This window comes from Desulfovibrio sp. ZJ200, assembly GCF_011039095.1.
Lineage (GTDB): Bacteria > Desulfobacterota > Desulfovibrionia > Desulfovibrionales > Desulfovibrionaceae > Desulfovibrio.
Genome location: NZ_JAAKEH010000091.1, coordinates 1 through 4517 on the forward strand (window position 1 = coordinate 1; position 4517 = coordinate 4517).

The 4517-nt window shown below is 60.8% G+C and carries 5 protein-coding genes; 3 read left to right on the forward strand and 2 right to left on the reverse strand.

Translation table 11 applies throughout. The features are described from left to right. Positions 1 to 67: 67 nt before the first annotated feature. Positions 68 to 1822 carry a YcaO-like family protein gene (locus G7Y52_RS14555; RefSeq protein WP_165073151.1) on the reverse strand — a complete coding sequence of 585 codons (1755 nt, stop codon included), beginning with the start codon at positions 1820 to 1822 and terminating at the stop codon, positions 68 to 70. Next, positions 1819 to 2538 (reverse strand): 50S ribosomal protein L11 methyltransferase, encoded by a 720-nt coding sequence (locus tag G7Y52_RS14560; RefSeq protein WP_165073153.1) that lies wholly within the window; start codon positions 2536 to 2538, stop codon positions 1819 to 1821. Before G7Y52_RS14560 ends, G7Y52_RS14555 begins: the two co-directional genes overlap by 4 nt. Positions 2539 to 2873: 335 nt before the next feature. Here G7Y52_RS14560 and G7Y52_RS14565 point away from each other — a divergent pair, with 335 nt between their 5' ends. The 3 genes from G7Y52_RS14565 to G7Y52_RS14575 form a co-directional block, all read left to right on the forward strand. Next, the gene (locus G7Y52_RS14565; protein WP_165073155.1) at positions 2874 to 3728 is read left to right on the forward strand and encodes a 50S ribosomal protein L11 methyltransferase; all 855 of its coding nucleotides are present in this window, start codon (positions 2874 to 2876) and stop codon (positions 3726 to 3728) included. A gap of 124 nt (positions 3729 to 3852) precedes the next feature. Next, positions 3853 to 4356, forward strand: a complete 504-nt coding sequence (tpx, locus tag G7Y52_RS14570) for a thiol peroxidase (RefSeq protein ID WP_165073157.1) — start codon at positions 3853 to 3855, stop codon at positions 4354 to 4356. Next, the coding region (locus G7Y52_RS14575) for a hypothetical protein (protein ID WP_165073159.1) at positions 4319 to 4517 on the forward strand (199 nt) is incomplete at its 3' end. The genes tpx and G7Y52_RS14575, both read left to right, overlap by 38 nt.

The window sequence follows — 4517 nt, forward strand, 5'->3', positions numbered from 1 at the left end:
CGCGTTTTTCGCCTGAATGCCACCTTTGACTTTTAGAAAAAGTCAAAGGTAATCTGCTCTAGAGCGTTTATTGGGTTTCATCAGCAGAACCCTCTAATTCCTGCAGGTGGCGGCGGGCAAAGTCCAGGGAGGGATCAATCTCCAGCGCGGCCTGCAAGTGCCGCGCGGCTTCCTCTTTTTGCCCCAGGAATTTATGGCAGAGGCCCAGATTGGCCAGATCCAGGGCTGAGCCTTTATCCACTTTGAGCACAGCCGAAAAGGCCTCGGCCGCCTCGGCGTAGCGCCCGGTCTTGAAGCGCGCCACGCCCAGCAGATTGCCGTATTCTTTCATTTCAGGGCAGAGTGCGACGGCATGGGCCAGGGCGGGCAACGCTTCCTGCCAGCGCTCTTGCAGGGTATCGACATAGCCGGCGTAAAAAGCGGCCAGAGCCGCTGAGTCGGCATCGGGTTGCAAGGGCAGGGCCGTGTTGAACAGCTCGCGCGCGGCGTCCCACTGTTGGGCCCGCAAGGCCAGCATGCCCCGGAAAAAGGGCAGAAAATGCGCCTGCGGGTAACATTCTTCCAGGACGTTCAGGCCGGCTGCGGCTTCCCTGGCATCCGCCTCTTCAGCCAGTTTTCGGCCCACGAAAAGTCCCAGGCTCTGGTTGCGGTCCCGTTCCCGGAAGGCCAGGCCGGGAGCCATGCAATAATGGGCCGGTATGCCCAGACGCGGATGCGTGGTTTCCACGGCATAGACTTCCAGAGGCGCAAGGCCGCGCAGGGCGGCCTGCAACTCGCGGCAGATATCCTCGTCTTCCACGCCGGGCAGATCCGTCAGCGCTGTTTTCGGCCCGTCCAGAAGCCAGGAAGTTTCTTCCAGGCGGCTGAACTTGGGAAGCCCGGAGGCCTCGTAACAGGCATTGGTGCAGAAATCCCCGGCCAACTGGGCCACTTCGGTGACAGCGCGGATGGCGGCTTTGGCCGGAGAGGAGGCCGTGCCCGCGGTAAAGACGATTTCCGAGCTTTGAGGGAAGGTGCCCGGGTCCCAGGCCAGAGCCGCCACTGTGGGCAGGGGCATGCCCAGGGAAAAATCCTTGAGAATCAGCCGGATGCCTTCACGTTCAAATGCCCGCAGCAAATCCCCCAGCGCGGGGTCCGCCACGCTTGCCGTGTCAATGGTCGGCGTGCGCAGGCGCTCGCGATCCACCCGGCAGCACACATGCCGCTCAACCAGTTCGCTCAAACCCTGCAAAAGCGATTCTTCCGCGCTGTTGCCCGCCGAGGTGCCGTTGAACTCGCTGAGCAGCTTGAACCAGTCCAGGGGCAGCCATACGGTGCGACCGCTTTGCAGGTGGGTGGCCGGATAAAAAAGCCAGGACGCGAGGTCGAGCACCCGCCGGGCCTGTGGCAGGCCAAGCGGATCGTCCACCGAGCGCAGCATGGCCTCCAGGGGCAGCAGAGCCTTGCCGAAGCGGGCCTCGGCCTGGCTCCAGGTGGCGCGGATCATATGCGGCCGCTCCTGCCAGAAGCTGAAAAACGCAAAGCGCTCCATCAGCTCCATGAGCGCCGAGGCCTGGGCCTGTTCCGGCGAGGAGCCCTTGCCCATCTGTTTGCGGGTGGGCATGATCGCGCGCGCGTCCGCGCCGCAAACGCTCAGATAGACGGGAATGCCCAGCCGTCCCGCATCCACGCGGCGGGTTTGCGCCAGAATGTCCAGATCCGCGGCTGCCAGCCGTTGTTGCACACGGCTGATGGTTTGCGCCGGGCTGACGGCTTTGTCCAGATCCCTGGTGTACGCTTTGGGACAGGACTGGAGGCGAATTTTCGGCGTATTCCGGCTCATGGACGCTCCAGGATCAAAACAGTGTACAGGCGGCGTTGCTCCCGGCCTTCCTCATCCCGGCTTTTGACGCCCACGCGGCCTTCCGTGATCTTGAAGGATTTGGCCGCCAGTTTGGCGAAATGCGGTTTGGCGCGGGCCATGTCCGTGCAGAACAGAGCCTTGCCGCCGGGGGCCAGGTGACGGGCCGTGAACTTCAGCAAAGGCCCGTGAAGCTCATCCAGGTAAAGAATCTCGGAAGCGGCGATCCGATCAAAGCCCGGGCTGAAGCGCGGGTCCCTGCCGGGCGCGGTCACATCCACATGGCAGACGTCCACGCGATCCTCCAGATGATTGCGCAACACATTGGCCCTGGCAAAACGCAGCGCGTCTTCCTGCACATCGCTGAGAACAATGCGCGAAAATCCGTAGCGCGCGGCGATCAGGCTCAAAATGCCGCAGCCCGCTCCCAGCTCCAGCAGGGTTTTCCCCTCCGGCTCATAGTTGCGCAGCAGTCGACCGAGCACGAAAGAAGCGGGCCAGACTTTGGCCCAGAGCGGCAAATCCTTAAGCGGATTGCGCATGGCGCGTGTATGCAGCAGCTTGTCCAAATGCGCCTGCATATTGTGGATGGTCAGAACCTGCAACGTGTCGCCATCCACCTGCAAGGGCTCGAAATCCACGTCAAAGGTGCGCCGGATAGCGGCGAGAAGTGTGTCGAGATCTTCCGTCTGCGCCATGGTGCTTCCTTAAAAAAGCCGGAATATGTCGTGCAGTTGAATTTTTATTCATACCCGGGTTTTCAAGGCAGATCAATGCTTCATTTTCTTGTGGGGCAGCAATTTCAGGGCCTTTCGCTTTTTGCGCCGCCCCTGCGCGTTACCCCGCGGCTTTGCGCCGTTCTTGTCTTCAGGGGAGACGGCGCGTACTCTCTCCCGGGTACGGCAAAACTCTCTGATGTGCTGCAAGCAGGCCGATCCGGCTTTCCCCCGAATCGGACGCCCCTGCCCCGCAGCCGGAGGATGTGTACTTTTTTCAGGCTTACACTGTACTGGATAAGGAAGGAGCAGGGCGGATGAAAAATACATTGCGCCTGGATATTCTGGCGCGGGAAGAAGATATCGACAGGATCACCGGCGTACTGACCTTGTGCGTTACGTTCGGCTGGGAAGAGGAAAGCCTGCCCACCGGCGAAACGCGATTTCGCGTTCATTGCGATCAGCCCGGTTTTATGCGGGATTTGCAGAGCAGGATCATGGGCTGCGCGCCTGAGGCCCAATGCCTGCTGGAAGAGCTGGAAGAACAGGATTGGCTGGCAGCCTGGCGGCAATTCTTCACGCCGGTATGCTGCGGATCGCGCTTTGTGGTCTTGCCACCGTGGCTGGCTCAAAGCCCGGATTTTCCAGGCCGCACGCATCTGCTCATTGAACCCAAAAGCGCTTTTGGCACCGGGCATCACGCTACCACGGCGCTTTGCCTGAAGGTGCTGAGCGATCTCCTGGATCAGGGGCGCTTGCTGCCTGGGCAAAGTTTTCTGGATCTGGGCACCGGCTCCGGCGTGCTGGGCATTGCCTGCTGCAAAAGCGGTCTTGCCGGTCTGGGCCTGGATATTGATCCCCTGGCCGTGGACAATGCCCTGGAAAACCGCGTGCTGAATGCCGCCGACGGCTTTGAGCCGAGCCTTGGAAGCATGGAGGCTGTCGTCGGGCGGACTTTTGATCTGGTAGTGGCCAATATTCTGGCCCGGCCCCTCATTGAGCTTGCGCCGGCCATTGCCGCAGCCTGCAAAGCGGGCGGCAGCCTGATTCTTTCCGGCCTGCTGGAGATTCAGGCGGACGGGGTGGAAGCCGCCTACCAGGCCCAGGGCTTGCCGGTTGCGCGCCGTGCCCGCCAGGGCGAATGGTGCGCCCTGGTCTGGCAGCAGCTGTGAAACAGGCGCAGGCTGCGGGCAAAGCTCGCCACCAGTCTTGCTCTTGTCAGGAATCATTGTTGACAAATAATGCCCGCTGAGGCAGGCTGAGTAAAAATTTGCATAAGTAGAAGGAGTTTCAGATATGAATACTGTCACATTTCAGGGCAAGCCGCTGCATCTTGAAGGCAGGCAGCCCGACGAGGGGCGCAAAGCCCCTGACTTCACTGCGGCCGCCAATGATTTAAGCCCGCGCGGACTCAAAGACTATGCCGGAAAGGTGCTTGTGCTGCTCAGTGTGCCTTCTCTGGACACGCCGGTGTGCGACATGGAGGTGCGCCGTTTCAACACCGAGGCCGCCAGGCTTTCCGATAAGGTGCGCATTGTGGCTGTGAGTTGCGATCTGCCTTTTGCCCAGGCCCGCTGGTGCGGCGCAGCCGGAGTCCAGGCCGTGGAAACGCTTTCCGATTACAAAGACACGGAGTTCGGCAAAAACTACGGCGTGCTGATCGAAGAATTGCGTCTGCTGGCCCGCGCCATCTTCGTGGTGGGGCCTGACGGAACGCTGGCTTACAGCCAGGTTGTTCCGGAAGTGACTGACGAGCCTGATTATGACGCGGCCCTGGCTGCCGTCAAAAAACTGGTGTAGATCCGGCCTGCCTGGTTCCCTTGCCGATTGTTTTGCCGTTGCACGGCAAAACAATCGGCATTTTACGATAGAGCATTTTCACTTTGAAAATGCTCTGCTGACGCGAAAGCGGCAGCCGCCGCAACGCGGCGTACATTCAGGCGAAAACCGCGTTTTTCGCC

What these genes read in the sequence shown, in the direction of transcription:
- tpx (WP_165073157.1), top strand. Translation starts at nt 3,853, where the DNA reads ATGAATACTGTCACATTTCAGGGCAAGCCGCTGCATCTTGAAGGCAGG.
- G7Y52_RS14555 (WP_165073151.1), bottom strand. Translation starts at nt 1,822, where the DNA reads ATGAGCCGGAATACGCCGAAAATTCGCCTCCAGTCCTGTCCCAAAGCG.
- G7Y52_RS14565 (WP_165073155.1), top strand. Translation starts at nt 2,874, where the DNA reads ATGAAAAATACATTGCGCCTGGATATTCTGGCGCGGGAAGAAGATATC.
- G7Y52_RS14560 (WP_165073153.1), bottom strand. Translation starts at nt 2,538, where the DNA reads ATGGCGCAGACGGAAGATCTCGACACACTTCTCGCCGCTATCCGGCGC.